The following is a 25657-nucleotide window of genomic DNA, read 5'->3' as shown; positions in this document are numbered from 1 at the left end:
GTAAGTTAAGAAGGTTACTGGGCGCGACATGGAGAAGATTACTGTCACGTTAGGGGAGCGTAGCTACCCGATTACGATAGCTGCTGGATTGTTTGATAATCCGGCTTCTTTTGAGCCGTTAAAAGCGGGTGATCAAGTCATGCTGGTCACTAACCAAACGCTGGCTCCACTCTATCTGGATTCGCTCCGGACGGTGTTGGAACAACGCGGTATCAAAGTCGATCAGGTGATTTTACCTGATGGTGAACAGTATAAATCTCTCAGCGTACTGGAGCAGGTATTTTCTGCCCTTCTGGAGAAACCGCACGGTCGTGATACTACGCTTGTTGCCTTAGGTGGCGGTGTAGTAGGCGACCTGACCGGTTTTGCCGCAGCTTGTTATCAGCGCGGTGTTCGCTTTATTCAAGTTCCTACCACCTTACTTTCTCAAGTGGATTCTTCTGTCGGTGGTAAAACCGCAGTGAACCATCCATTGGGCAAGAACATGATTGGTGCTTTCTACCAGCCCGCATCGGTGGTGATTGACCTTAATTGTCTCAAAACCCTCCCTCCACGCGAGCTTGCTTCCGGGCTGGCTGAAGTTATCAAATACGGTATCATTCTTGACGCTGATTTCTTCTCGTGGTTAGAAGATAATATCGACGCATTACTCGCACTAGATATGTCGGCTTTAGCCTACTGCATACGCCGTTGCTGCGAATTAAAAGCCGATGTTGTTGCCGCAGATGAACATGAAACGAGCGGAATGCGCGCTTTACTCAATTTGGGTCATACTTATGGCCATGCCATTGAGGCCGAAATGGGTTATGGCGTATGGCTACACGGGGAAGCTGTTGCTGCTGGCATGATGATGGCCGCGCATACGTCTTACCGGTTGGGCCAATTCTCTGCCGGTGATATTGAGCGTATCAAGAAACTACTTTTACGTGCCGGTCTACCCGTCTGTGGGCCGCAGGAAATGACGCCAGAATCCTATCTGCCGCATATGATGCGAGATAAAAAAGTGTTGGCAGGCGAACTTCGTTTGGTGCTGCCAACGGCGATAGGGAAGTCAGAAATCCGTAGCGGTATTGCACATGATATAGTGCTGGCGTCGATAGCTGATTGCCAGTAATAGGAAGTGGCATAAGACGGTATTCATAAACCTGTGTTTATAACCCAATGTTTATAACTCAATGTTTATAAGTTCTATGCTCATAAGCTCTATGATGCTGTATCATAAGAACATCATATTCCTTTGCTACGGGCGGTCTAGCCCGTTTGCAGCCAGTAAAATCAATCAGCCGGGCCGCAGTGATAACGGCGGTAGGCTTTTGCCTCTAGTTGGAGGGTTTAGATGGATGATTTAAAACCGGAAGACGATCTGAAGCCAGATAGCAGTGACCGTCGTCCTACTCGTGCCCGTCGTGCTTCGACTGGGCCTAAGCTTGCGGTTTCGCGCCAACATATGATGATTGGTATCGGCATTTTGGTGTTGTTGTTGATCATTATTGCCATCGGTTCAGCGCTTAAGGCACCGACAGAGCATGAAGCATCCCAACAGAATCCGAATGTGGATGCGGCGAGAAACATTAATCTGTCAGATTCCGCTTCACTCACTAGCGGCAACAACACACAACCCGGTGTGGCAAACAATGCCAGCGACGGTCATGATGCCAACGGCGTGAGAAATACAGCCCAGCCACAAGATATTAGTGTTCCGCCTATCTCTCCGACACCGACCGAGGCCGCGCCACTGTCTTCTGCAAATGGCCCGACCCAGCGTGTTGAATTGCCGGGCAACATGTCTGATGCACTTTCTCAGACACAAGGGCAAGTCGATACTTTGTCTCAGAACATGAACGACGGTCAGGTATCAACCTTACCGACAGCACCGGCAACGGTTTCTGGCTCGAAAGGTGCGAAAGCGCCAACGGCACGGGAAGCAACGACTCACCCAGTGCAAAAACAAGCCACCACAGCAACCAAGCAACCGACTGTTGGTCATAAGGGGCCGACAACTGCAGTTTCACCGGCAGCCTCTGCGGTCACTAAATCGGGTTCTACGGGTAGCAGCAGTACATTGAAAAATGCACCGGGTAGCCATTTTACGATACAACTGAGCAGCGCATCACGTTCTGATACCTTGAATGCCTATGCTAAGCAGCAAAAATTATCTGACTATCATGTCTATGAAACTAAACGTGATGGTAAGCCTTGGTACATCTTGGTGAGTGGTAATTATGCTTCTTCTGCTGAGGCAAAAAGAGCGATTGCGACACTACCAGCCGATGTTCAGGCTAAAAAACCGTGGGTTAAACCTGTACAGCAAGTACAGCAAGACCTTAAAAAATAAATCATTCTTATTTGTGCGCTGATGTGCTGTCTGAAACAGAGTACAATCTGCGGCTCTGAATTATTAAGTAGCTAACTGACGGCATGAAGAAAAACCGCGCTTTTTTAAAATGGGCTGGTGGGAAATATCCGCTGGTTGATGACATACGACGCCATCTTCCAGCGGGAGACTGCTTGATAGAGCCATTCGTCGGTGCGGGTTCGGTGTTCCTTAACACTGAGTATGAGTCTTACATACTGGCCGATATCAACAGCGATCTTATCAACCTCTACAATATCGTGAAGGACCGCACCGATGATTTTGTGCGGGATGCTCGCGTTTTATTTACTGGCGATTTCAATAATTCCGAACAGTTTTACCTGCTGCGGCAAGAGTTTAACGCCAGTACCGATGCCTATCGCCGCGCATTATTATTTCTCTACTTGAATCGCCATTGTTATAACGGTCTGTGTCGTTATAATTTGAGCGGTGAATTCAATGTGCCTTTTGGTCGTTACAAAAGACCTTACTTCCCAGAGTCAGAGCTGTATTGGTTTGCTGAAAAATCGCAAAATGCTGTTTTTGTTTGTGAGCATTATCAGGAAACGCTATTAAAAGCTGTGCATGGGGCGGTGGTTTATTGCGATCCTCCGTATGCGCCATTATCGGCGACGGCTAATTTTACGGCATATCACACCAATAATTTTGGTCTTGCGGATCAACAGAATCTGGCTCGTCTTGCTTATCAGCTTTCTGCAGAGAACAAGATCCCGGTTCTGATTTCTAATCACGACACAGAATTGACGCGCGATTGGTATCATCAGGCGTCACTGCATGTGGTCAAAGCGCGTCGTACTATCAGCCGTAATATCCTTGGCCGTAGTAAAGTGAACGAGCTTTTGGCGCTGTATAGCTGAGTGGATATTGCTGCTCGGTAAAGATTCAAACCCAATGATTTATGAAATAAAAAGCTAACGTAGATAATGATAAAGTTATTACTTATCAATTAATTATTTAAATTTTGCCGGCATTTCATAAAACAAAGAGACATGTTTGGAGAAGCGGATGAAAAAGTTTTTAATTGCCCCGTCTATTCTGTCAGCTGATTTTGCTCGTTTGGGCGAAGACACTGAGAAGGTGCTGGCCGCCGGTGCTGATGTTGTGCATTTTGATGTGATGGACAATCATTACGTTCCTAACCTGACCATCGGCCCGATGGTATGCAAGGCGTTGCGTGATTATGGTATTACTGCGCCGATTGATGTGCATCTGATGGTAAAACCGGTTGACCGTATTGTCCCGGATTTTGCCAAAGCAGGAGCCACCTATATTTCATTCCATCCAGAGGCCTCTGAACATGTTGACCGCACTTTGCAGCTCATCAAAGAGAGTGGCTGTAAGGCGGGCTTGGTGTTCAACCCAGCCACGCCTCTGAGCTATCTTGATTATGTGATGGATAAGCTGGATGTCATTTTGTTGATGTCGGTAAACCCAGGTTTTGGTGGGCAGTCATTTATTCCCGAGACGCTGAATAAGTTACGCCAAGTGCGTAAACTCATTGATGACAGCGGCTATGATATTCGTTTAGAAGTGGATGGCGGGGTGAAGGTAGAGAATATTCGTCAAATAGCCGACGCCGGTGCGGATATGTTTGTCGCCGGATCCGCTATTTTTAATCAGCCAGATTATGCTGCGGTCATTGATGCAATGCGCAGTGAATTGGCGATGTCTGCCAATGGCTAAATTTGATTCGATCCGTGGTGTGGCTTTTGATCTAGATGGCACGTTAGTCGATAGTGCGCCGGGTCTTGCCAGTGCGATTGATATGGCGTTGCAGCACCAAGGCTTACCGGCAGCCGGTAAAGATTTGGTGTCGACCTGGATTGGTAATGGCGCTGATGTCTTAGTTGAGCGGGCTTTGCGTTGGGCTGGCCGTGAGCCAGATGTGCAGGCGGTTGCCCATATGCGCGAGTTGTTTGACCATTATTATGCTAAGACGGTTGAGCAGGGAAGCCAGCTATTCCCACAGGTGAAAGCCACCTTGGAACAACTGGCCGCCGTTGGCTTGCCTATGGGGCTGATTACCAATAAGCCTACACCGTTTGTTGCCCCGCTGTTGGCGTCACTGGGTATTGCCGATTATTTCTCCGTCATTATCGGCGGTGACGACGTGGTAGTGAAGAAACCCCATCCGGCCCCTCTGTATTTGTTATTGGCTAAACTCGGCTTACGCGCCCATGAAATGCTGTTTGTCGGTGATTCGCGTAATGACATTATGGCCGCGCAGGCGGCGGGTTGCCCAAGTATTGGGTTAACCTATGGATATAACTACGGCGAAGCTATTGCCACCAGTCATCCGGACTGTGTGCTGGATCACTTTGCCGATCTGTTGCCCGCCATCGGGCTGTCATCTTTAAAAGATCAGGAAGTATAAAATGAGTAAACCCACTGAATCAGCTATATCCGATAAATCAATAAAGCCTATCGTATTTAGCGGCGCGCAGCCGTCCGGCGAATTGACCATTGGCAATTACATGGGTGCACTGCGTCAGTGGGTACAGATGCAAGATGATTATGATTGCATCTATTGCATCGTTGACCTGCATGCCATTACTGCTCGTCAAGATCCGGCATTACTCAGAAAGAGAACCTTAGACACTCTGGCTCTCTATCTGGCATGCGGCATTGATCCAAAGAAAAGTACCATTTTTGTGCAATCTCATGTGCCAGAGCACTCTCAACTGAGCTGGGCGCTGAATTGCTATACCTATTTCGGTGAATTGAGCCGTATGACCCAGTTCAAAGATAAGTCTGCTCGCTATGCTGAGAACATTAACGCCGGTTTATTTGATTACCCGGTATTGATGGCGGCCGATATTTTGCTGTATCAGACTAATCAGGTGCCGGTAGGTGAAGACCAGAAACAACATCTGGAATTGAGCCGCGATATCGCCAACCGCTTTAATAATCTGTATGGCGATATCTTTAAAATTCCTGAGCCATTTATTCCTAAAGCCGGTGCACGAGTAATGTCGCTGCAGGATCCGACCAAAAAAATGTCTAAATCGGATGATAACCGTAATAACGTCATCGAATTACTGGAAGATCCTAAGTCAGTCGTGAAAAAGATTAAACGCGCCATGACCGATTCTGACGAACCCGCGGTTATTCGCTACGACACTGAGAAGAAAGCCGGTGTTTCTAACTTGCTGGATATTCTGTCTGGTGTAACTGGCCAATCTATTACTGAATTGGAAGCACAGTTTGAAGGCCAAATGTATGGTCATTTAAAAGGTGCGGTTGCTGAAGCGGTTTCTGGCATGCTGAGTGAGTTGCAGGCGCGTTATCACACTTATCGTGAAGACGAGGCCTTCTTGCAGGAAGTGATGCGTGAAGGGGCGGCGAAAGCACGTACTCGAGCACAAGATACATTGGCGAAAGTGTACGAAGCTATCGGTTTTGTCGCGCATCCGTAAGGTCAAACGCGCTCGTCAATAAATCATCTGAAGGGGGAGCACTCCCCCTTCTTGCTTTACTCCGCTTAACCCACGCTTTCAGCCGCTTCTTTTACCTTGGCTTTACCGTGTTCAGCACTAGAAAACCAATTCAGTTTTTCACGTAAGCTGACGACGCTACCAACAATAATCAGGCTGGGGCTGCACACTTGCTGGGAAAGCAATGCCAATTGACTCAGTTCGCCACTAACAACTCGCTGATGTCGCGAAGTACCATTTTCAACCAGCGCTACCGGTGTTGTGGCTGACATGCCGTGTCGAATCAATTGCTGCTGGATCTCGCCGGCTTGCGATAGCCCCATATAGAACACCAGCGTTTGTTTTTCTGCCGCCAAATTAGCCCAATCTAACTGACTGTCTTTCTTGGCGTGGCCAGTAATCAGCCGTACACTTTGTGCATGATCGCGGTGAGTCAGTGGGATGCCACTGTAGGCAGAACAGCCAGAAGCGGCGGTGATGCCCGGAACCACTGAAAATGGAATATTCTCGTTCGCTAGCGTTTCCAACTCCTCGCCACCACGACCAAAAATAAACGGGTCGCCGCCTTTTAAGCGCACCACACGTTTTCCTTGCTGCGCTTGCTGCAACAAAATTTGATTAATTTGCTCTTGAGGGACAGTGTGGCGGCCCGATGATTTGCCAACAAAAATCCGCTCGGCATCGCGGCGCACCAGATTCATCACTTCATCAGAAACCAACCGGTCATACACCACCACATCGGCTTGCTGAATTTGCTGCAAACCTTTCAAGGTGAGTAAACCCGCATCGCCCGGTCCCGCGCCAACTAACACCACTTCTCCACGATCCGCCAGTGGGGCGTTAAATAACTGCTCAATGTGCTTCTCAACTTGTCCTTGATCCTCATTTGCCAGTGATTGCGCCAAACGGTCATGGGTTAGCAATTTTTCCCAAAAACGGCGTCGATCCACCATTGCAGCAAAATGTTGTTTCACACGCTGGCGCAAATTGCCCGCCAACTGTGCCAGTTGCCCCAAATGTTGTGGCAGTATGGCTTCAAGTTTTTCCCGCAGTAGTCGGGCCAATACTGGTGCTTTACCGCCGGAAGAGATGGCAATCATGATAGGAGAGCGGTCAATGATCGACGGCATGATAAAGCTGGTGCGTTTGGGGTCATCGACCACATTACAAAATACCCGCTGCTGGTTGGCACTTTGGTAAACTAATGCGTTGACGGCCACTTGATCCGTTGCCGCAATGACCAGCCACTTTTCAGCCAGCAGTTCGGGCGAAAACTCACCATGAACCAATGAAAGTTTCCCCTCATCCGCCCAATCGTAAAATTGCGGTGTAAATTCGCAAGCATTGACGGTGACGGCGGCACCCGCATCCAGCAGCAGGCGGGCTTTACGTTCAGCAACTTCACCACCACCGACCAGCAGGCAGGCTTTGTGTTGCAGTTGGCAGAAAATCGGGAAGTAGTCCATCGGCAATCCTTCAAGTTAAGGCCGCGTGTGGCAAAACCAGCCCCTGCGGGCTGGTTATTCATAGTTATTACTGCTTAACCGCCTGTGGTGTATTGATTGCCGCAGGTTGTGGGCGCTGATCTCGTGGGGTGGCATACCAGTAGCCCAGCCCCATAAATACAGCCCCAGACAGGGTGTTCCCCAGCGTGACCCACAGCAGGTTGTGGCCAATACCACTTAAGGTGTAAGCCTCGCTGTGATTGCCAAACCAAGACAATGCGAACAGGGTCATGTTGGCGACGGAGTGTTCATAGCCAGAGGCAATAAAGGCCAGCAAACACCACCAGATAGCGATAAATTTCGCTGCACCTTCAACACGAATTGCCATCCAGATCGCCAGACAAACCAGCCAGTTACATAGTACACCTTTGAAGAATAAGGTCATAGCCGGCGCAGAGGTTTTTGCCAGCGCGGCGGTGTGCACCAAACTAGTGTCAACCGGAAGTAAACTGCCGCCACCGTAGTAGTAGAGCAGAGCGACAAAAACAGAACCCAGTAAGTTCCCCAGCCACGTTTGTGGTAATACCGCCCACATCTGGCTGGATTTAATGGTGCCGGCTTTAACCCCGAAAGTCAGGAACATGGTGTGGCCGGTGAATAACTCAGAACCGGCGATGATCACCAAGGTCAGCGCCAGACCAAAAGTTGCCCCCATCACTAATGGACGATAGGCGGGATCGATTAAGTTACCCAGTGTGAAAATCAGAATAATACCAAGGCCAACATAGGCACCGGCCATGGCGGAGCCAATCCAAAAACCTAACGGGCTTTCTTTGGCCAGTTTGACGATTCGGGCCGCATTGGCCGCGCATTTATTGATGGTGTCGCTATACATTGGATGTGTCCAAAAGTTATGTTGTCTAAATCCGCTATAGTTGGATTTTTCCGTTATTTATCAGGATTTCACTTGCACAATGCCGTCACGGACTCGCACGTCATAATGGGCAACCGAGCGAGTTTCATCTTCCATACACAAACCATCATGTAATCGGAAGTGCTGCTTTTTCAGTGGACTGGCAACCCATAAATCGCCTTGATGCTCGGCAATTAACCCACGAGACAGCACGCTAGCTTGTGCAAAAGGGTCGATATTGCTGATGGCGAAGACCTGCTCGTCAGCGTAAGGGCGGAAAACCGCGACTTGATGCTCACCAATCAGGCCACACACACCGCTACCGGGTAAAATGTTGTTTAATGGGCAAAGTGGGATCCACTGACTCATAGGTTATCCTCCAGTTCCAGTACCCGGACAGGGATGCGTTCATCTGGGCGTGCCGGGCGATGTTGTTCGCGCTCACGCACCACTTGTACATTTGGGTCGCGTAGCGGGCTGTTAATAAAGTGGGCGAAACGCACTTGTGCCGCAGGGTTCTCGACAGTGGCTTTCCATTCGCAGGTCACTTTGTCGCGCAGGCGGGCAATATCGGTTTCTAACTGCTCGTTGATGCCCAGTTTGTCGTCGATTATCACGGCGCGTAGGTAGTTAATACCGCCTTCGAGGCTTTCCAGCCAAACCGAGGTGCGTTGCAGTTTATCGGCAGTACGGATATAGAACATCATAAAGCGGTCGAGGTAGCGCATCAGAGTCTCTTCATCGAGATCCGCCGCCAGTAAGTCCGCATGACGTGGCTTCATCCCACCGTTACCGCAGACATACAGGTTCCAGCCATTTTCGGTAGCAATGATCCCCACATCTTTACCCTGTGCTTCAGAACATTCACGGGTACAGCCAGAGACCCCAAATTTCATTTTGTGTGGTGTACGAATGCCTTTGTAGCGATGCTCTAGCGCGACACCAAAGCCGACGCTGTCACCCACACCATAGCGGCACCAAGTGCTACCGACACAGGTTTTCGCCATGCGCAATGCTTTGGCATAGGCATGCCCGGTCTCAAAGCCCGCTTCAATCAGTTGCGCCCAAATTGCCGGCAGGTCATCTTTCTGTGCGCCAAACATCCCCACTCGCTGAGAACCGGTCAGTTTGGTGTACAAATTGTATTGTTTGGCGATACGGCCAATGGCTAACAGGCCATCTGGCGTGATCTCGCCGCCCGGTGATCGCGGAATGACCGAGTAGGTACCGTCTTTTTGGATATTGCCGAGGAAGTTGTCGTTGGTGTCCTGCAATGGCATGTGCTGCGGAGCTAAAATGTAGTCATTCCAGCAGGATGCCAGCAACGAACCGATGGTCGGTTTACACACTTCGCAGCCGTAACCTTTGCCATATTTTTCCAGCAAAGCATCGAAGCTCTTAATCCCCTCGACGCGAATCAGGTGGTATAGCTCTTGGCGAGAATAGGCGAAGTGCTCACATAAATGGTGATTAACTTCAATACCTTGTTTACTAAGCTCTGCATTTAATACTTGAGTGACCAGTGGGATACAGCCACCGCAACCCGTACCCGCTTTAGTGGCGGATTTCAGCGCAGCAACGGTATGGCAGCCCTGACCAATAGCTTGAATGATGTCGCCTTTGGTGACGTCAAAACAGGAACAAATTTGTGCAGTATCCGGCAGAGAATCAACCCCCATCGCCGGTTTGCTGCCAGCATGAGCGGGTAAAATCAGGCTATCTGGGTTTTCTGGTAGCTCAATGTTGTTCAGAGCCAGTTGCAGCAGATTGCCGTAATCACTGGTATCACCCACCAGCACGGCCCCTAACAGGGTCTTATTATCGGCACTGACCACTAAACGCTTATAAATTTCTTTACTTTCATCCAGATAAACATAGCTACGGGCGCCTTCAGTACGGCCATGAGCATCACCAATCCCGCCGACATCAACTCCCAGCAGTTTCAGTTTGGCGCTCATATCCGCACCGTGGAAAGCATTCTCGCGGCCCAGCAAATGGTCGGCAGTCACTTGTGCCATTTTGTATCCTGGCGCGACCAACCCGAAAGTGCGTTCTTGCCAGGATGCACATTCGCCAATGGCGTACACATCTGGGTCGGAAGTCTGGCAATAGTCATTAATGGCGATACCACCACGGCGTGCTGTGGCTAAACCGCATTGATGAGCCAGCTTGTCTTGTGGACGAATACCGGTGGAGAAGACGATGAAATCGACTTCCAGTTGTGTACCATCGGCAAACAGCATAGTTTTGCGGCTGTTTTTACCCGAGTGAACAATCTCTTGGGTATTTTTTCCGGTGTGGACTTTCACCCCCATGCGCTCAATTTTCTGGCGCAATTGGTCGCCCCCCATCGGATCAAGCTGTTCGGCCATTAAAACGGGCGCAAACTCAATCACATGGGTTTCAACGCCCAAGCTTTTCAGCGCACCTGCGGCCTCTAACCCTAACAGCCCGCCGCCAATGACGGCCCCGCGTTTACTGCGGCGGGTACAAGCTTCGATGGCATTCAAATCTTCAATGGTGCGATAGACAAAGCAGTCTTGTCCCTCGCTACCTTTAATGGGCGGGATCCACGGGTAAGAACCCGTTGCCATAATCAGCTTGTCGTAATACAGAGTACGGCCGCTGTTGGAATGGATAACTTTCTCAGTGCGGTTGATGGTAATGGCACGTTCACCAACCAGCACTTTGACACCGTGTTTTTCATAAAAGCCTTCGCGAACCAGTGACAGTTCTTCAGCTGTATGATGGGAAAAGTAAGATGAAAGATGAACCCGGTCATAAGCGATGCGTGGCTCTTCGCAAAATACGGTTATCTCAAATTGGTCTTTATCTGCTTTATCCAATAGGTCTTCAATAAAGCGGTGGCCGACCATACCGTTGCCGATGATGGCAAGTTTGACTTTGCTCATTTTTGCCTCAAATTTTAGTTTTCTACCCTCACATTAATCTTCCACACAGCGTATTTATTGATGTAAATCAATTAGCCTCCTATATACCTCTAAGGTGGTAGATGCATGATTTTTAACGTTTTTTATAAGTTGCGGATTTTACTCATCTTTAGCTGAATGGATTCAGTTTTGAAATGGTGTTTTATTTAAAGAAAATCGGGCGAGTTGCGGTGAGTGGGGTAAGCTAAAGCCAATAACTCATCTATGATGACGAGAGTACTAACTCATATTGGAGGCATCGATGGCGGGCCAATGTTTACAGCATCATTTAGTCACCACAATCAATAATGTGCGTCTTGTTGGGCAAGTCGGGTTATGGCAGATAGCCATTGCAGACGGCAAGATTACTGCCATTTCCCCACAGCCGGAACAGCTTGCTAGCGGTACTGGCGTATTGGATGCATTGGGGGGGTTGGCATTACCGCCATTTATTGAGCCACATATTCATCTGGATACGACCCAAACCGCAGGGCAACCAAGTTGGAACCAGTCTGGTACTCTGTTTGAGGGCATAGAGCGCTGGGCGGAGCGCAAAGCCATGCTGACCCGTGAAGATGTTAAACAGCGCGCATGGCAAACACTGAAATGGCAAATTGCCAACGGAATTCAGCATGTACGTACCCATGTGGATGTGTCAGATCCCAGCTTAACGGCGCTGAGTGCCATGCTGGAAGTCAAAGAAGAAGTCAGCCCGTGGGTCGATATGCAAATTGTCGCGTTCCCACAAGAAGGAATTCTTTCCTATCCAGATGGTGCGGCATTACTGGAAGAAGCACTGCGGCTGGGTGCTGATGTGGTCGGTGCCATTCCTCACTTCGAATTTACCCGCGAATATGGCGTCGAATCACTGCACATTGCTTTTGCTCTGGCGCAAAAATACCAGCGGCTGGTGGATGTGCATTGTGATGAAATTGATGATGAACAGTCGCGTTTTGTTGAAACCGTGGCGGCATTGGCGCATCGGGAAAACATGGGGGCGAGAGTGACCGCCAGCCACACCACGGCAATGCATTCCTATAATGGCGCTTATGCTTCTCGATTATTCCGCTTGTTGAAAATGTCCGGTATTAACTTTGTTGCTAACCCGCTGGTCAACATTCATCTGCAAGGGCGCTTTGATACTTATCCAAAGCGGCGCGGTATTACGCGAGTTAAAGAGATGCTGGCGGCAGAGATTAATGTCTGTTTCGGTCATGACGATGTCTTTGATCCGTGGTATCCACTGGGCACGGCCAATATGTTGCAGGTGCTACATATGGGATTACATATTTGCCAGTTAATGGGATACAGCCAAATCAATGATGGACTGAATTTAATAACCACCCACAGTGCTAGAACATTGAATTTATCGGATTACGGTGTGCAACCCGGCAACAGCGCCAATCTGATTATTTTGCCCGCCGACAGTGGTTTTGATGCGGTACGACGGCAGGTCCCAGTACGCTATTCAATTCGTCATGGTGTGGTGATCGCCAAGACGCAACCCGCAGAGAGTCGAATATATTTGGGACAAGAGGAAGTCATTAACTTCAAATAGACATGAGTTTCAAATAGGACGGGGAGTGCCCTACAACCACAAGGATCGTAGGGCAGTAAAACAGGTCAATCAGTGAGTCACGTGACCGTGGCTGCGGTGTTTAGTGAAGAAGCCAAGAATCAGACACATCACAAATACCGTCAGATACAGCCCATTGGCTGTGGCCAGTGCAGCATGAACGCCACTGTTTGCCACAATCGGGCCGGTCACCACGAAAGTGAGCATGGTACCAACAGTGCCGCAAGTTAGAATGAAGTTCACCAGTTTTGGTGAAGACACCTTGGTTTGCAGTGAACCCAGAGTAATCAGTGTGGTGTAAATGGCACTGGAGACAAAACCTAACGTCAGAATGTAGTAGCTCAGGTGTTCTGGGTTATTGGTAGTGACAAACATATACATCGCCAATGTTGCCAGCGCCGCCAATATGGTCACGATACGTTGCAGGTCGAAGAAGCGCAGGATAAAGCTGAATACCCACATCCCAATCATGTAAGAGATCCAGAAATTACTGACCAATTGCCCTGCCTGGCTGATATCCATGTTGAAGGTTTTGGTCGCGTATTCAGGCACCCACTGGATGAAACCGAGTTGTCCAAGGATATAACACAATGCGGCAATCGACAGGAACAGTACGCCAATGCCCCATTTCTCTTTCACAACAGGCTTGCTCTGGTCAGTAGCTTTATGGCCCAGAACCGGGAATTCAGAGCACAGTGTCAGCACGAAAATCCCCACATACAGTAAACCAATACATGCATAGACCCAGTACCATTCAATATGGCGAGCCAGCAGCATGGCGGCTACTACCGGGAAAATCATCCCAGCCATGCTGAAAAATGAGTCAGTGAACAGCAGGCGTGAACCGCGTTGGCGGCCTTCATATATATGGGTGACCAAGAAGGTGCCTATCGACATGGTGATCCCACTGACCACCCCAAGGATAAACATGCTGATGGAGAAGACCAGCAGACTATGGCCAACCATCAATCCGGCAATGGCAATGAGCATCAGAATAAAACCAAACACCAACTGACGCTTTAATGGAATGATTTCCATCAACCAGGCATTGAGGAAAATAGAGATCAAGATACCTGCGTTAAGGAACGTAAATGTGTTACTCATACTGGCAATAGGCAGATTGAAATATTCTGCGATATTCCCCATCACCATCCCGGTGACAATAACTAACGCACCTGTCAGGGCGTAAGAAAAGTAACTGATCCAAGTTAGTCGAATGCGGTTGCTGTTATTCATAGATGGGGCCTGTGTCAGCATAGTGTTAAGACAATATAAGTAAGAACATACATAAATGGGGTTCAAACCAGTTCAGTACTGAGGGCGCGGATCCTAGCACAGGCATAGTGAGTTTTTGTGATTTACATCCAACTTTTAATGTAATACATGAAATGTAGTTATGAATAATCGTGAGGCGTCACAAATTAACACCTTAAATTTTAGGTGGGGCAACGGAATCGCGCTGGATGATGGCCGGTGGGAAATTGACGGGGGGAATGAGCGGGTTAATCAGTAATTGTGTGGCATATTGCGCCATTTCGACGATGGGAAAATGCAAGCTGGTTAATGCTGGGCTGACAAAAGGGGCGCGCTCACCACTGTCATAGCAAAGCAGTGAAATATCTTGCGGCACTTGCAAGTGGTGCTTATTAATCGCTAGCAAAGCACCAATAGCCATTTCTTCGTTACAACAATAAATGGCAGTCGGCAGTTGCGGTTGTTTAAGGATCTCATCAGCACGCTGATGACCACTCTCCAGATCGTAAACCCCTTCCACACAGGCGACAGGTTCTAAACCAGCCAATTGCATCGCGTCAATAAAACCTTGGCGACGCAGTTCACTGGAATGGCGCTGGGCGGAACCACTGATGCACGCAATGCGGCGGTGTCCAGCATCAATAAGTACCTGCGTTGCCATTTGACTGGCACGACGATGATCGAAAGTGACACAACGGGCTTCAAGGCCGGGAACCAACCTATCTAATAAGACGAATGACCGCCCAGCCGTAGCGAGCTGGCGTAATCTCTCGTCACTGAGAAAACGGACATGCAAAATTAAACCGTCGCAGCGTAAGTTATACAGGCGCTGAATAGCCTGCCACTCCTTATCTGCGTTATCCCGCCCCTGAGTCACGAGCAACTGTTTACCCTGAGATTCAGCTTCGGTTTGCACGAAATCCATCAGTGCGCCAAAAAATCCCCCCCGATATGAGGTGGTCACCAGCCCCAGCGTATTGCTTTGGCTAGAAGCGAGTGCGCGCGCAGCAGGATTGGGGGTGTATCCCAATACTGCCACGGCTTGTTCGACTTTTTCGCGAGTCAGGGCTTTAACATTGGTATCACCGTTGACCACGCGGGAAACCGTAGCGCGGGAAACCCCGGCTAATACCGCGACGTCTTCCAGTGTTACCATTTTTAACTCCCAAGTTGAAACGTAGGCGACCGTGAAAAATAAAAGCCGCCACAATAATGAATTTATCGCTACAGATCTGTGAACTGAGGCAAGTAAGGTTTATTTGCCTGTAGAACATCATCGAGTAGCGGTTGCGCAATACTGGCGTTAGCTATCAGTGGATTAGTCACTAACGCTAACAAGGCACTGCGGCGATCCCCATGTACAGCCGCTTCAATCGTCAGACGTTCATAGGCTTTTACTTGCTGAGTGAGTCCATGCATAGATACCGGTAAAGGGCCAAAAGTGAGTGGATGAGCACCTTTCGCATCAACAATACAGTTAGTTTCTACCACTGAACTATCAGACAAGCCACGAATCGCCCCCCGGTTCGTCGTATTCACAACTAGTTGCGTACCTAAATTATTATGAATTGCACGAATAAGTTCCAGTGCGACTTCGGAATAAAATGATCCGCCACGGAAACTCAGTTGCTCAGGTTTGCTGTCCAGATGGGGGTCAGCGTACAGGTCAAACAGCTCTTTTTCTACTTGCATGACTTGCTCTGCTCGCGTACCACGTTCAGCCGCGGCGGCCTTTTCTTCTGCCAGCATATCTTGTGTCTGGTAAAAATAGCGATGGTATGGGCAAGGAATCGCCCCCATTGCGCGCAGGAACTCCGGCGGCCATGGCGCTTCTTTAATATTGTTCATAGTCAGCGAAGCACCGTCACACAGCATGTCCAGTACATCGGCGGTGACATCCTTACCCTGCTGTAGAACCTCATGCACCCAGACCATATGGTTTAGGCCAGCAAAGCGCAGTTGGATATCTTCATACGGTGCTTGCAGTAAATTAGCAATCATATGGTGCATGCTGATTGGCACATTACACAGGCCGATGATTTTTGCTTTGCTATAGCGGGTTACCGCTTCAGTCACGATCCCGGCGGGATTGGTGAAGTTGATTATCCAAGCATCAGGGGCCAGTTTTTCAACGCGTGCGGCGATATCGAGCATCACCGGAATGGTGCGTAACGCCTTGGCAAAGCCGCCTACGCCCGTAGTTTCTTGGCCGAGTAGATTATATTTTAGCCCCAAGCGCTCATCGGCTGCCCGTGCAGGGAGTTGGCCGACACGAAATTGTGTTAAAACAAAACTGGCCCCTTCGATAGCGGTATCAAGGGAGAAGTGAACACTGACTTTCACCTGATCCAACCCATGGCGGTCCAACATTCTTCGCGTTAGGGCCGCGATAATTTCCACTTTTTGACGACCTAGCTCAACATCAGCCAGAGCCAGTTCGGTGACTGGTAATTGGTCAATACGTTGAATCAATCCATCAACCAACTCAGGGGTATAGCTACTGCCGCCACCAATAATGGCAATTTTAAAGGTTTTCATCTTAGGCCTCCAAATGGGTAAAATAGAAATGAGAGCGCTCTCATTTGGTTGGAAGACTAACGATTAACCAGAAACAAAATGCGATGTTTCTCGCAAAAATGTGAGGCAAGAGGTAAAAAAAGAGGCAGGACGTGATCTCTCTCGCAGAATTTCACTACTGCCAGTCATTAGCTATATGGTTTACTTTGGCTAATTAATCGCCGTTTTACTGTTTATCTGCCTGAGTTGCGGATTTTCAGCAAGAATGCGCATTCTGTTACGTAAATATCCGTAAATGGGTGGCATTGAGCGGGGTAGCTCTCTAGAATCAAAGCGCTTTTCCGCTGTTCGCATCCCACAGAAAGGAACCGTAAATGTTCAAACGTACTTTAGTGACCTTCATCGCCCTTTGTTCCCTCAGCGCCGTAGCGCCTGCTGCTTTAGCGGCCGGTGAGCCTCATGTGTTATTAACGACGTCAGTTGGGAATATTGAGCTGGAGCTCAATAGCCAGAAGGCACCGGTTTCAACACAGAACTTCGTTGATTATGTTAACAACGGTTATTATAACAACACCATTTTCCACCGTGTCATTCCTGGCTTTATGGTTCAGGGCGGCGGGTTTACGGCTGATTTCAAACAGAAAACTGCTAAAACGCCCATCAAAAATGAAGCAGATAATGGCTTGCGCAATTTGCGTGGCACCATCTCTATGGCCCGTACCGCAGATAAAGACAGCGCCACCAGCCAGTTCTTCATCAATGTGGCGGACAACGCCTTCCTTGATCATGGTCAGCGTGACTTTGGTTATGCCGTATTCGGCAAAGTGGTTAAGGGAATGGACGTAGTAGAGAAAATCTCTCAGGTTCAGACCGAAAATGTGGGTCCGTATCAGAATGTGCCGGTTAAGCCGATCACTATTCTGTCGGCAAAAGTATTACCCTAAATTATCCTTCGTCCATGACGTTGCGGGGGGTTAGCTACGCCCACTTAGCCGAATGACTGACGTTTGTAAGCTCATCGGGATAAGTTCACTTGCTGCCCACCTGCAACGCCAATGGCTTTGGGTAAATATTCTATCCCCACCGAAAATTAGCTCGTCTGCCCAAATAGGTTGCTTATAATCAAATATCTGACTCAGCTTGGGGTAAAGATCCATGAGTGAAACATTGCTTATCGCGAAAGCACAACCAGCACAGGATTTAGTCATTTTATCGGCACTGGCAAACCGTCATGGTTTGATTACCGGAGCGACGGGGACAGGTAAAACCGTTACCTTACAAAAAATGGCGGAGCAATTTTCTCGCATTGGCGTACCCGTATTTCTGGCTGATGTGAAAGGCGATTTATCTGGGATTGGTGCGGAAGGTGTCGAGTCAGAAAAACTGCTAGCACGGCTGGCCGCGATAGGTATCACTGACTGGGAACCACAGGCATGTCCTATTGTGCCTTGGGATATTTTTGCTGAAAAAGGCCACCCCATCCGGGCAACCATTTCTGATCTCGGCCCACTGCTGCTGGGGCGTTTACTTGATCTCAATGAAGTGCAAAGCGGTGTATTGCAACTGGTCTTCAAGATTGCAGACGACAACGGCCTACTGTTGTTAGACATGAAAGATTTGCGCGCTATCGTGCAATACGTCGGTGACAATGCAAAACAGTTTCGCACGCAATACGGCAATATTACGCCAGCCTCAATTGGTGCTATTCAGCGCGGTTTATTGACCCTCGAAGAGCAGGGTGCCAATCAATTCTTTGGTGAACCGATGCTGGATATTCACGATTTAATGCAGACTGACGGCAACGGGCAGGGTGTTATCAATCTTTTGGCGGCAGACCGGCTCATCAATCAGCCCAAACTGTATGCCATTTTCCTGCTGTGGTTGCTGGCGGAACTTTTCGAGCAATTGCCGGAAGTGGGGGATGTCGATAAGCCTAAGTTGGTCTTCTTCTTTGACGAGGCCCACTTGCTGTTCACTGATGCCCCTGCGGCGCTGGTGGATAAAGTCGAGCAAGTGGTGCGGCTAATTCGCTCAAAAGGGGTTGGCATCTATTTCGTGACACAAAACCCACTGGATATCCCTGATAAGATATTGGGGCAATTGGGTAACCGAGTGCAGCATGCGTTGCGTGCTTTTACCCCTCGAGACCAAAAAGCGGTGAAAGCTGCGGCACAAACCATGCGAGCCAATCCAGCATTCAGTGCTGAACAAGTGATCACCGAGCTTGGTGTTGGCGAAGCACTCATTTCGTTTCTTGATGAGAAAGGGCGGCCCAATGTTGTTGAACGGGCTATGGTGATTGCTCCGCAATCCAAAATGGGCGCATTGGATGCCGCAGCACGAAATCACGCCATTAATCACTCGCCATTGTATGGTCGCTACGAAGAAATGGTGGACCGCGAATCAGCTTATGAGAAGTTATCCGCAGGCGGCTTCTCTACCATGGGTGACGCCGCCGCAGGCGATACATCAGCCTCCCGACCCGCGGGGGCACCTCAACAACCAGCAAACGAGGGCGGTGGTTTGATGGATGGGCTGAATGATTTGTTGTTTGGTTCAACCGGCCCACGTGGTGGTAAGCGTGATGGTATCGTCCAGACGGCGGCCAAAAGTATGGCTCGCGATCTGGGGCGGCAAATTTTGCGCGGAGTTCTGGGGTCAATTACCGGTGGGCGCAAACGCTAACCATTTTTTGGATATGAAATGCTGTTATTGATCGATAATTACGACTCATTTACCTACAACTTGTACCAATATTTTTGTGAATTGGGCACCGAGGTGGTAGTGAAACGTAATGATGAAATACAACTGGCTGATATTGAAAACTTATCACCGACTCATTTGGTGATTTCCCCCGGCCCTTGTACCCCCAACGAGGCTGGAATTTCTATCGCAGCTATTCGTCATTTTGCCGGTAAGTTACCCATACTGGGAGTGTGTCTGGGCCATCAGGCTTTGGGGCAGGCGTTTGGTGCGCGTATTGTGCGGGCGCGGCAAGTGATGCACGGCAAAACCACGGCAATTCGCCATAACGGTCAAGGTGTTTTTCGTGGGCTTAACCAACCGTTGACGGTAACCCGCTATCACTCTCTGGTGATAGCCCCCGATTCTTTACCCGATTGTTTTGAGCTGACGGCGTGGACAGAGCAACACGGGGTGATGGATGAGATTATGGGCATTCGCCATCGTACGCTGCCGCTGGAGGGGGTGCAGTTCCATCCCGAAAGCATTCTCAGTGAGCAGGGTCATCAATTATTAGATAATTTCCTTAAAAATTAGTCAGTTGAGTTAGTCTCCTTCATAAAATGATTTTTTTGTTTGCTTGCATGTGATTTTTTATGCATATTTTGTGATTATATTTTCACGCGTCAGTAATTGGCAGCTAAATCTTTTATCAGGGTGGACCGCGCAATGGCAGATAAATTAGCAGTAAATCGCAGTACATTTGATCAGGTCATTTTGCCTGTTTATGCACCAGCGCAGTTTATTCCGGTAAAAGGGAAAGGTAGCCGTGTATGGGACCAGCAAGGCAAAGAATACATTGATTTTGCTGGCGGTATTGCAGTGACGGCTCTTGGTCATTGTCATCCTAAACTGGTTGAGGCTTTACATCAGCAGGGGGAAACTCTCTGGCATACCAGTAATGTCTTCACCAACGAACCTGCGCTGCGTTTGGCACAAAAATTGATTGAGGCGACTTTTGCCGACCGCGTGTTTTTTGCCAACTCAGGCGGTGAAGCGAATGAGGCAGCCTTTAAGCTGGCGCGCCATTACGCCATCGAACGTCATAGCCCTTATAAAACTAAAATCATTGCTTTTCACAATGCCTTCCACGGTCGCACCCTCTTTACGGTCTCTGTTGGTGGGCAGCCAAAGTACTCCGATGGCTTCGGCCCAAAACCCGCCGATATTATCCATGTGCCATTCAATGATTTGGCGGCGGTAAAAGCCGTTATGGATGACCACACGTGTGCGGTGGTGCTTGAGCCAATTCAAGGCGAGGGCGGAATTACCTCCGCTACGGCAGAGTTCCTGCAAGGTGTGCGCGATCTGTGTGATCAGCATAAAGCGCTGCTGGTGTTTGATGAAGTGCAAAGTGGTATGGGCCGCAGCGGGAAGTTGTTTACCTATATGCATTATGGTGTGACCCCCGATATCCTCACGACGGCGAAAGCGCTGGGGGGCGGCTTCCCCGTCAGTGCGATGCTGACCACGGAAGAGATCGCATCAGTGATGGCTGTCGGTACGCATGGCACCACCTATGGTGGCAATCCTCTGGCCTGTGCGGTCGCAGAAGCGGCATTGGATGTCATCAACACCCCTGAAGTACTTGATGGCATCGAACAGCGCCACGGCCTGTTTGTACAGGCTCTGCAAGATATCAACAGCCGGTATCCGGTGTTCGGAGATATCCGCGGCATGGGGTTATTAATTGGTGCAGAGTTAACGCCGCAATATCATGGGCGTGCGCGGGAATTCCTGACCGCAGCGGCAGCGAATGGCGTCATGATCCTCAATGCCGGGCCGGATGTATTGCGCTTGGCCCCTTCGCTGGTGGTTGAGTTGGAGGATATCAAGCAAGGCATGGCGTGTTTGGAAAAAGCCATCGCCAGTTTGGTTGATACACACTAAGCTGAAGTAAGATAAGCATTAAAAGAGAGGCACTTGGCCTCTCTTTTTGCTTTTATGTTTTGTCACGTAGCTTTCGGCTGCGCCAAATTCCGTGGTGTGGCTGTTGTTGCCATGCTAATGATGAAACAGTATGCATCACACTGAGATGTGACAGAATGCGCCGTAAATTACGTTCCATCTCAGAAAGTTGCGTGTCAGGGTCAATATCCGGCATTTGAACAAAATCGTTATTCCCCTCACTGTCATCCGATACTAACCGCTCTTGGCATTGTTGAATTGCCATCTCACATAACTGTAAATAATCCTGCGCCACCTTGATGCTCATCAGGCTATGAGCACTGTCGGAGGTGGTCGCTGATTCGGTTAGTGGATGCTCTCGCACCAGAATTGTCATCTCATTGATATGCCCCACAATAAGCTCACTGTGGGTTGACCAAAGCCGCATGTCTGCCAAATATTTTGAATTAAATCCCGGTTCTTGCATGGCCTGATTCAGTGAACTTAGCACCGCGTTACTGGTTTTATTCACCTGAAGTCGCTCATAGGCCAGTTGGCCAATATTGGGATGAGGTGTCAGTAGCAAGCGTAAGATTTTCTGATAACTATCAAGTGCTTGATGCGCATTCTTACGCAGTAAGCCGCTTTGCCACTGAGGCCACAGCCACAAGGCACTGGCAAAGGCCAAAGCACAGCCTATCAAGGTATCGAGTAAACGTGGAACTAAGAAGTCAGCCCCTTCTCCGGTCAATAGCTGCAAGATATACACTGTAGTGATGGTTCTGCCGATAACGGACAAACCGTAGTTTTTGCGTTGCACCAGATAGCAGAGCAGGGTGATGACTAACATGATGCTTAGGGTTGTCCCTTCCGGCATCTGCAAGTGCAATAAACCCGCCGCCAATATCAACCCAATTAACGTCCCCATAGCACGGTGATGAATCCGTATCTTGGTCGCGTTATACCCGTTTTGCGTGACCAGCATGATGGTGAGCAAGATCCAGTATGGTTTAGGTAAGTGGATAAGCGTACCGATGTAGCTCCCTGCTGCCAGAGTGACACCCATACGAGCCGCATCACGCAATGGACTGGATTTCAACGATAAATAGCTGATAAATGCTGGCCAGAGAGGCTGGGATAACTGGCTGGCCATCAAGTCTCGGTCATATTGTGGGCGGCGATCACTCAGGATTTGAGTCACATGGCTGATGTGGTAATAGCAAAATTGCGCCACGGAATTGTCTGGATGTTGTTGGGCAATCTCTTCCAGCTCGACTAGCGCATTGCCAGCACTGAAATGTTCTTTAGCGCGATGGTGATAGAGAATATCGTCAGCAATGGTTCGCATCTGGGTCGAAATTTGATCCATATTGCGGTGAAGAACTGTGATTATTGGTGTTTGCTCAATCAGCTCTTGCACTTTTTCTGGCTGATTGAGTGCCGCAGTAATGTGCTCTTGTAAATCGAGCGCCATCTGGAACAAGCTCACTAGCCGTTTTTGTTCAGTTTTCGTCGCATTAGATAACAGATTAAATTGCTGATAAAGCTGATTAACTTTATCCATTATACCTTGCTGTCTGTCGAGCAATGGCGGTAGGGATTTTTCTGGCTCAAGATGCTGATCAAACAAACTGAATTTAGCATCGCAATAATCCGCCAATAAATGATAAAGCTGGCTCAAAGGTTCGCGGATAGGTTGGTCTTTGCATAATCGGAACCAAATCCAAGTAAAACCGCCGTACCAAAGGGTCCCCACGGCGCACATTAATGGCGCTTGCCAGATGGGAGCGCGACCCACCATGCTCAGGCTGAAGATGGCAGCAATTAGCGCCGCAGGCAACATGCGGCCATTGAGCGGGCTGATGGCCCCTGAAACACCCAGAACCAATGCCAGTCCCAACATCACCCAAGGCAGTGGAATATCCCACAACAATAACTGTTGAGTCAGGAAGCTGCACAAGGTAAAGAGCGCACCGCCAATAATCAGGCGGCGGAAAAAATGCTGGTGTGGGGTATCTAACGAGGCAATATTACAGCATGCGGGTATCAGGGAGAACATCAATCCCATCCGCAGATCGCCAATGGCAAAGCCCAGTGCAGCAGGCAGGCAGAGAACCAATGTTTGGCGGAGTGCATAGTTCACTTCAGGATGATAAATAAGCCGTTGCCACTTCATCTAGGCCCCAGAGATTTATTGATCATACAGCGAAGAAAACCGGTGCCGAGGGTATCGGCACCGGTTTATGGGGAATTAACGAGTGCCGTAAACGACAATCGTTTTACCGTGTGCGGAGATCAGGTTCTGATCTTCCAGCATTTTTAGTATCCGCCCCACAGTTTCGCGGGAGCAGCCAACTATTTGACCAATTTCCTGGCGGGTAATCTTAATCTGCATCCCATCTGGGTGGGTCATGGCATCAGGTTGTTTTGCCAGATTAAGCAGCGTTTGTGCAATGCGCCCAGTCACATCAAGGAAAGCGAGGTTACCCACCTTCTCAGACGTAATCTGTAAGCGACTCGCCATTTGCGAAGACAGGCGCATCAAAATATCTGGATTGACCTGAATTAGCTGGCGGAATTTTTTGTAAGAAATTTCAGCCACTTCACAGGCGGTTTTTGCTCTAACCCAAGCACTGCGTTCTTGGCCTTCTTCAAATAATCCAAGCTCGCCGATGAAATCCCCTTGGTTTAAATAGGAGAGAATCATCTCTTTACCTTCTTCATCTTTGATAAGCACCGCAACGGAGCCTTTCACGATGTAGTAAAGCGTTTCGGCCTTTTCACCTTGGTGAATTAGCGTACTCTTCGATGGATATTTGTGGATATGGCAATGAGACAGGAACCATTCGAGAGTCGGGTCTGTTTGTGGCTTGCCGAGAACCATTCGCTGTTATCCTCTGTTGTTATCGCTGCCTAACTTAACAGGGCTCAGAGTTCCCTGCGCGGCGTGCTTATAAAATACACTTTCTCTTAGCATATTAATTTGCTCAACTGCCGAAAGGTATAGCCAAGATACGTACCGGATAGAAACCCTTCACTGAGTATTGAGAAGCTACCCTATTTAATTCTAGAAACAACACTTTCGATTCTGTTTGTAGCACAGGATGAGGCGACTGTCTTGTGTTGTATCGCTTCAGCATGATGAACATCGGGTTACATTGCGAGTTTGTAAATGAAAGGGTAGTCTGAAATAGAAAATTTAACCGGGAGCAAGAGTTATGCAGGCACGAGTAAAGTGGGTTGAGGGGCTGACATTTTTGGGTGAATCCGCCTCAGGTCATCAAGTTTTGATGGATGGGAATGCGGGAGACAAAGCACCAAGCCCAATGGAAATGCTATTAATGTCAGCAGGCGGCTGTAGCGCAATTGATGTTGTTTCTATCTTGCAAAAAGGGCGTAACGATGTGCGTGATTGCGAAGTGACCTTAACTTCACAACGCCGGGAAGAAGCGCCACGTTTGTTTACGCAAATCAACCTACACTTTATTGTCAGCGGCAAAGATCTGACCGATAAAATTGTTGAGCGTGCTGTTCAGTTGTCGGCTGAAAAATATTGCTCGGTTTCTTTGATGTTGGGAAAAGCGGCAACAATTACCCACAGTTTTGAAATCCGCGAAATCGCATAAGCAAACCCTACGTACTTGAAGCTGCGAAGATGTTGGTTGCGACTTCAAGTACCAAGGATATTAATTAATCTTTTTACCTTCCAATAGTCGCTGGACGAGCGGGGCCATAATCAGCTCCATTGCTAGCCCCATTTTCCCGCCGGGCACGACTAACGTATTGATGTTCGATATAAATGACCCTTGAAGCATCGCCAGTAAATAGGGGAAATCGATTTGATCCAAACCTCTAAAGTGAATAACAACAAAACTTTCATCCAGTGAAGGAATGGCTTTGGCGGCGAAGGGGTTAGAAGTATCGACGGTGGGGACGCGCTGGAAGTTGATGTGCGTGCGTGAGAACTGCGGCGTGATGTAATTAATATAATCGTCCATGGAGCGCACCACAGAATCCATCACTGCTTCACGAGAATGGCCGCGCTCGCCGGTATCGCGCACCAATTTCTGAATCCACTCCAGATTGACGATGGGCACCACACCAACCAATAAGTCTACGTGTTTAGCCACATCATGATGCTCGGTAACGACTCCGCCATGCAGCCCTTCATAAAACAGGACATCAGTCGGTTCCGGCAATGCCTCCCATGGTGTGAAAGTGCCCGGAACTTGGTTATAGGGCACAGCCTCATCATAGGTATGTAAATATTTACGTGAGCGACCCGTGCCATGCTCGCCGTATTGTGAAACACTTTCTTCTAACTGACCAAAGTCATTGGCCTCTGGGCCAAAATAGCTAATATGTCGGCCTTGATCCCGGGCTTTACGGATGGCAGCATCCATTTCAGGGCGGGTATAGCGATGGAAGCTATCGCCTTCAATTTGTGCCGCACGGATATTCAATTGCTGGAAAATTTTGCGAAACGCCAAGCTGGTCGTTGTCGTCCCCGCGCCACTTGAGCCGGTAACGGCGATAACCGGATGTTTAGTTGACATATTAGCTATAACTCCATTGAGTGGACGGG

At 48.9% G+C, this 25657-nt stretch carries 22 protein-coding genes; 12 read left to right on the top strand and 10 right to left on the bottom strand.

Going from position 1 to position 25657, the window contains the following annotated elements; all coding sequences use genetic code 11:
- Positions 1 to 28 precede the first annotated feature (28 nt).
- The 6 genes from aroB to trpS all read left to right on the top strand — a co-directional run bounded on the left by aroB (position 29) and on the right by trpS (position 5790).
- A complete protein-coding gene (gene aroB / locus HUZ92_RS09095) occupies positions 29 to 1114 on the top strand; it encodes a 3-dehydroquinate synthase (protein WP_050099558.1) in 1086 nt (361 codons plus the stop codon).
- A 222-nt stretch (positions 1115 to 1336) separates the two neighbouring features.
- Positions 1337 to 2335 (top strand): SPOR domain-containing protein, encoded by a 999-nt coding sequence (locus tag HUZ92_RS09090; RefSeq protein WP_050099559.1) that lies wholly within the window; start codon positions 1337 to 1339, stop codon positions 2333 to 2335.
- Between the two features lie 83 nt (positions 2336 to 2418).
- A complete protein-coding gene (gene dam / locus HUZ92_RS09085) occupies positions 2419 to 3231 on the top strand; it encodes an adenine-specific DNA-methyltransferase (RefSeq protein ID WP_050099560.1) in 813 nt (270 codons plus the stop codon).
- 148 nt (positions 3232 to 3379) lie between these two features.
- Positions 3380 to 4057, top strand: coding sequence for a ribulose-phosphate 3-epimerase (rpe, locus tag HUZ92_RS09080; protein ID WP_050099561.1), 678 nt, complete (start codon positions 3380 to 3382; stop codon positions 4055 to 4057).
- Positions 4050 to 4748 carry a phosphoglycolate phosphatase gene (locus HUZ92_RS09075; protein WP_050295741.1) on the top strand — a complete coding sequence of 233 codons (699 nt, stop codon included), beginning with the start codon at positions 4050 to 4052 and terminating at the stop codon, positions 4746 to 4748. Before rpe ends, HUZ92_RS09075 begins: the two co-directional genes overlap by 8 nt.
- A gap of 1 nt (position 4749) precedes the next feature.
- Entirely contained in the window at positions 4750 to 5790 is a 1041-nt protein-coding gene (trpS, locus tag HUZ92_RS09070; protein ID WP_050099563.1) for a tryptophan--tRNA ligase, read from the top strand.
- A 65-nt stretch (positions 5791 to 5855) separates the two neighbouring features.
- Here the strand turns inward: trpS and cysG are convergent, their stop codons facing one another.
- The 4 genes from cysG to nirB form a co-directional block, all read right to left on the bottom strand.
- Positions 5856 to 7274 (bottom strand): siroheme synthase CysG, encoded by a 1419-nt coding sequence (gene cysG / locus HUZ92_RS09065; protein ID WP_145579490.1) that lies wholly within the window; start codon positions 7272 to 7274, stop codon positions 5856 to 5858.
- Positions 7275 to 7341: 67 nt separating this feature from the next.
- Positions 7342 to 8148 (bottom strand): nitrite transporter NirC, encoded by an 807-nt coding sequence (gene nirC / locus HUZ92_RS09060; RefSeq protein WP_050099565.1) that lies wholly within the window; start codon positions 8146 to 8148, stop codon positions 7342 to 7344.
- Positions 8149 to 8208: 60 nt separating this feature from the next.
- The gene (gene nirD / locus HUZ92_RS09055; RefSeq protein ID WP_145579489.1) at positions 8209 to 8535 is read right to left on the bottom strand and encodes a nitrite reductase small subunit NirD; all 327 of its coding nucleotides are present in this window, start codon (positions 8533 to 8535) and stop codon (positions 8209 to 8211) included.
- A complete protein-coding gene (gene nirB, locus HUZ92_RS09050) occupies positions 8532 to 11078 on the bottom strand; it encodes a nitrite reductase large subunit NirB (RefSeq protein WP_050139999.1) in 2547 nt (848 codons plus the stop codon). Before nirB ends, nirD begins: the two co-directional genes overlap by 4 nt.
- 280 nt (positions 11079 to 11358) lie before the next feature.
- On the opposite strand from nirB, the gene HUZ92_RS09045 reads away from it, so the two are divergent.
- The gene (locus HUZ92_RS09045; protein WP_050139998.1) at positions 11359 to 12654 is read left to right on the top strand and encodes a cytosine deaminase; all 1296 of its coding nucleotides are present in this window, start codon (positions 11359 to 11361) and stop codon (positions 12652 to 12654) included.
- Between the two features lie 69 nt (positions 12655 to 12723).
- Here the strand turns inward: HUZ92_RS09045 and tsgA are convergent, their stop codons facing one another.
- The 3 genes from tsgA to HUZ92_RS09030 form a co-directional block, all read right to left on the bottom strand.
- Complete coding sequence (gene tsgA, locus HUZ92_RS09040) at positions 12724 to 13908, bottom strand: MFS transporter TsgA (protein ID WP_050099569.1); 1185 nt, start codon at positions 13906 to 13908, stop codon at positions 12724 to 12726.
- 193 nt (positions 13909 to 14101) lie between these two features.
- Positions 14102 to 15082 (bottom strand): LacI family DNA-binding transcriptional regulator, encoded by a 981-nt coding sequence (locus HUZ92_RS09035; protein WP_050099570.1) that lies wholly within the window; start codon positions 15080 to 15082, stop codon positions 14102 to 14104.
- Positions 15083 to 15150: 68 nt separating this feature from the next.
- A complete protein-coding gene (locus HUZ92_RS09030) occupies positions 15151 to 16464 on the bottom strand; it encodes a 6-phospho-beta-glucosidase (protein ID WP_050099571.1) in 1314 nt (437 codons plus the stop codon).
- A gap of 353 nt (positions 16465 to 16817) precedes the next feature.
- Here HUZ92_RS09030 and ppiA point away from each other — a divergent pair, with 353 nt between their 5' ends.
- The 4 genes from ppiA (at position 16818) to argD (ending at position 21075) form a co-directional block, all read left to right on the top strand.
- Entirely contained in the window at positions 16818 to 17387 is a 570-nt protein-coding gene (gene ppiA / locus HUZ92_RS09025; RefSeq protein ID WP_050099572.1) for a peptidylprolyl isomerase A, read from the top strand.
- A gap of 211 nt (positions 17388 to 17598) precedes the next feature.
- A complete protein-coding gene (locus HUZ92_RS09020) occupies positions 17599 to 19128 on the top strand; it encodes a helicase HerA-like domain-containing protein (protein WP_050099573.1) in 1530 nt (509 codons plus the stop codon).
- 18 nt (positions 19129 to 19146) lie between these two features.
- Positions 19147 to 19722, top strand: coding sequence for an aminodeoxychorismate synthase component II (locus HUZ92_RS09015; protein ID WP_050099574.1), 576 nt, complete (start codon positions 19147 to 19149; stop codon positions 19720 to 19722).
- Positions 19723 to 19854: 132 nt separating this feature from the next.
- A complete protein-coding gene (gene argD / locus HUZ92_RS09010; RefSeq protein ID WP_050099575.1) occupies positions 19855 to 21075 on the top strand; it encodes a bifunctional acetylornithine/succinyldiaminopimelate transaminase in 1221 nt (406 codons plus the stop codon).
- 52 nt (positions 21076 to 21127) lie between these two features.
- Here the strand turns inward: argD and HUZ92_RS09005 are convergent, their stop codons facing one another.
- Together HUZ92_RS09005 and crp are read right to left on the bottom strand one after the other, a co-directional pair.
- Positions 21128 to 23248 carry a YccS/YhfK family putative transporter gene (locus tag HUZ92_RS09005; RefSeq protein ID WP_145579488.1) on the bottom strand — a complete coding sequence of 707 codons (2121 nt, stop codon included), beginning with the start codon at positions 23246 to 23248 and terminating at the stop codon, positions 21128 to 21130.
- A 75-nt stretch (positions 23249 to 23323) separates the two neighbouring features.
- The gene (crp, locus tag HUZ92_RS09000; RefSeq protein WP_005186183.1) at positions 23324 to 23956 is read right to left on the bottom strand and encodes a cAMP-activated global transcriptional regulator CRP; all 633 of its coding nucleotides are present in this window, start codon (positions 23954 to 23956) and stop codon (positions 23324 to 23326) included.
- Positions 23957 to 24290: 334 nt separating this feature from the next.
- Between crp and HUZ92_RS08995 the strand changes: the two genes are divergently transcribed.
- Positions 24291 to 24698 (top strand): OsmC family protein, encoded by a 408-nt coding sequence (locus tag HUZ92_RS08995; protein WP_050099577.1) that lies wholly within the window; start codon positions 24291 to 24293, stop codon positions 24696 to 24698.
- Between the two features lie 60 nt (positions 24699 to 24758).
- On the opposite strand, the gene HUZ92_RS08990 is transcribed toward HUZ92_RS08995, so the two are convergent.
- Complete coding sequence (locus HUZ92_RS08990) at positions 24759 to 25628, bottom strand: phosphoribulokinase (protein WP_050099578.1); 870 nt, start codon at positions 25626 to 25628, stop codon at positions 24759 to 24761.
- Positions 25629 to 25657 lie beyond the last annotated feature (29 nt).

It is taken from the genome of Yersinia vastinensis (assembly GCF_902726565.1).
GTDB lineage: Bacteria > Pseudomonadota > Gammaproteobacteria > Enterobacterales > Enterobacteriaceae > Yersinia > Yersinia vastinensis.
This window is presented reverse-complemented; position numbering and strand designations above follow the sequence as displayed.

Excerpts from the sequence above, each read along its gene's own strand:
- nirC (WP_050099565.1), bottom strand. The coding sequence starts at position 8,148 with ATGTATAGCGACACCATCAATAAATGCGCGGCCAATGCGGCCCGAATC.
- HUZ92_RS08990 (WP_050099578.1), bottom strand. The coding sequence starts at position 25,628 with ATGTCAACTAAACATCCGGTTATCGCCGTTACCGGCTCAAGTGGCGCG.
- HUZ92_RS09020 (WP_050099573.1), top strand. The coding sequence starts at position 17,599 with ATGAGTGAAACATTGCTTATCGCGAAAGCACAACCAGCACAGGATTTA.
- ppiA (WP_050099572.1), top strand. The coding sequence starts at position 16,818 with ATGTTCAAACGTACTTTAGTGACCTTCATCGCCCTTTGTTCCCTCAGC.
- HUZ92_RS09045 (WP_050139998.1), top strand. The coding sequence starts at position 11,359 with ATGGCGGGCCAATGTTTACAGCATCATTTAGTCACCACAATCAATAAT.
- crp (WP_005186183.1), bottom strand. The coding sequence starts at position 23,956 with ATGGTTCTCGGCAAGCCACAAACAGACCCGACTCTCGAATGGTTCCTG.
- HUZ92_RS09015 (WP_050099574.1), top strand. The coding sequence starts at position 19,147 with ATGCTGTTATTGATCGATAATTACGACTCATTTACCTACAACTTGTAC.
- tsgA (WP_050099569.1), bottom strand. The coding sequence starts at position 13,908 with ATGAATAACAGCAACCGCATTCGACTAACTTGGATCAGTTACTTTTCT.
- trpS (WP_050099563.1), top strand. The coding sequence starts at position 4,750 with ATGAGTAAACCCACTGAATCAGCTATATCCGATAAATCAATAAAGCCT.
- nirD (WP_145579489.1), bottom strand. The coding sequence starts at position 8,535 with ATGAGTCAGTGGATCCCACTTTGCCCATTAAACAACATTTTACCCGGT.
- argD (WP_050099575.1), top strand. The coding sequence starts at position 19,855 with ATGGCAGATAAATTAGCAGTAAATCGCAGTACATTTGATCAGGTCATT.
- HUZ92_RS09075 (WP_050295741.1), top strand. The coding sequence starts at position 4,050 with ATGGCTAAATTTGATTCGATCCGTGGTGTGGCTTTTGATCTAGATGGC.
- HUZ92_RS09005 (WP_145579488.1), bottom strand. The coding sequence starts at position 23,248 with ATGAAGTGGCAACGGCTTATTTATCATCCTGAAGTGAACTATGCACTC.
- dam (WP_050099560.1), top strand. The coding sequence starts at position 2,419 with ATGAAGAAAAACCGCGCTTTTTTAAAATGGGCTGGTGGGAAATATCCG.
- HUZ92_RS09090 (WP_050099559.1), top strand. The coding sequence starts at position 1,337 with ATGGATGATTTAAAACCGGAAGACGATCTGAAGCCAGATAGCAGTGAC.
- HUZ92_RS09035 (WP_050099570.1), bottom strand. The coding sequence starts at position 15,082 with ATGGTAACACTGGAAGACGTCGCGGTATTAGCCGGGGTTTCCCGCGCT.
- HUZ92_RS09030 (WP_050099571.1), bottom strand. The coding sequence starts at position 16,464 with ATGAAAACCTTTAAAATTGCCATTATTGGTGGCGGCAGTAGCTATACC.
- aroB (WP_050099558.1), top strand. The coding sequence starts at position 29 with ATGGAGAAGATTACTGTCACGTTAGGGGAGCGTAGCTACCCGATTACG.
- nirB (WP_050139999.1), bottom strand. The coding sequence starts at position 11,078 with ATGAGCAAAGTCAAACTTGCCATCATCGGCAACGGTATGGTCGGCCAC.
- cysG (WP_145579490.1), bottom strand. The coding sequence starts at position 7,274 with ATGGACTACTTCCCGATTTTCTGCCAACTGCAACACAAAGCCTGCCTG.
- rpe (WP_050099561.1), top strand. The coding sequence starts at position 3,380 with ATGAAAAAGTTTTTAATTGCCCCGTCTATTCTGTCAGCTGATTTTGCT.
- HUZ92_RS08995 (WP_050099577.1), top strand. The coding sequence starts at position 24,291 with ATGCAGGCACGAGTAAAGTGGGTTGAGGGGCTGACATTTTTGGGTGAA.